Source organism: Bacillus cereus group sp. BfR-BA-01382 (assembly GCF_022663475.1).
GTDB classification, from domain to species: domain Bacteria; phylum Bacillota; class Bacilli; order Bacillales; family Bacillaceae_G; genus Bacillus_A; species Bacillus_A thuringiensis_S.
In genome coordinates, this window is sequence record NZ_JAKUFQ010000239.1 from 1 (window position 1) to 1,191 (window position 1,191).

Here is a 1,191-nt window from a genome sequence, read left to right on the forward strand (position 1 = left end):
TGTACCTACAGATAAGTTTTGTAAATCAGCTTCAATCAATCCAACTTTTGGTGGTTTTCCATCTTTTTTCTTTCCGTACTTTGCAATTGTCGTTGCAAGGTTCGTAGAAGCAAATGACTTACCAGTCCCAGGTTTGATAGATGAAACAAGATATACATTTTTATATCCATATTTTTCAATATCGTATTCTTCTGTTTCTTCAATCGCTTCTACTTCTATATCTTCTGTATTATCTGTTGATGCACTTCTGATATTACGAAGTAAATAATCTACACTCTCTTTATTTCGAGGATTATCTAATAATTGTTTAATTAACACTGCATTTAACTTGCTCTCTGTTAAGATATCATAAATACCAGATAGTACTAACATTCCTAATTGATTTACTCGTTCTACATTTTTCATGTCTAATGTTTTTGTCACGTAAACAATTCGAATTTGCGGGTGTTTTTGTTTGACCATAATCATTTCTTCTAACAGAGATTCTTTTCCCGTTAGAAAATCTGAGATAAGAACAATATCAGGATTATAGAAAGAACACGCTTCTACTAAGTCCCTTTTATATTCAATGCTTCCGACAAATTCATACTCTTTTATTTTTTTAATTACATTATCAAGAGCTTCATGACCTGTAGCTAATAGAACTTTATTCATAATTTACTTCCCCCTTTGTATTAAAAACATAACGGAGAATACAATGACTCTCCGTTATTAAATTTGTTAACTATTTATTGCTTTCAGCTAAACCTTCTCCAGAGAATACTTTGTCATATTCACCCACAATAAATCCTGCTGTGTCATAGTTTTGACTATCGTCAAATCGTCCCACAATACGAATGTTTCCAGATTTTAATCGAGCAGAAATTTGTTCAGCTTGGTCAAGCGTTACAGCTAATGTTACAGTGGATAATTTACCACCTTCTCCACCAGATTGAATGTCTTTACCATCTTGCATATCTCCTGCTTCGTCTCCTTTCACACCCTCACTTCTATCCGTGTAACGGAAACCATCATCTGTTGTGACATTATAGACAAGAATATCTTGTAAGAAAGCTTTTGAATATTTAAATCCTTTTCCTGAACCTTCTCCTGCCTTTTCACCTTCTCCAACAAATACAAGGTCTACTTTATCTCCTCGTTTCACATTTCCACCTAATCCATCAATATAAGTAATAGGAAGTGAAATTTTTC

2 protein-coding genes are annotated in these 1,191 nt (G+C 33.2%); both read right to left on the reverse strand.

What is annotated here, in order from left to right; translation table 11 throughout:
* On the reverse strand, positions 1–654 hold a 654-nt coding region (locus MR160_RS33655; protein WP_481746747.1), incomplete at its 3' end, for a response regulator transcription factor.
* Positions 655–724: 70 nt separating this feature from the next.
* The coding region (locus tag MR160_RS33660) for an RcpC/CpaB family pilus assembly protein (protein WP_242299219.1) at positions 725–1,191 on the reverse strand (467 nt) is incomplete at its 5' end.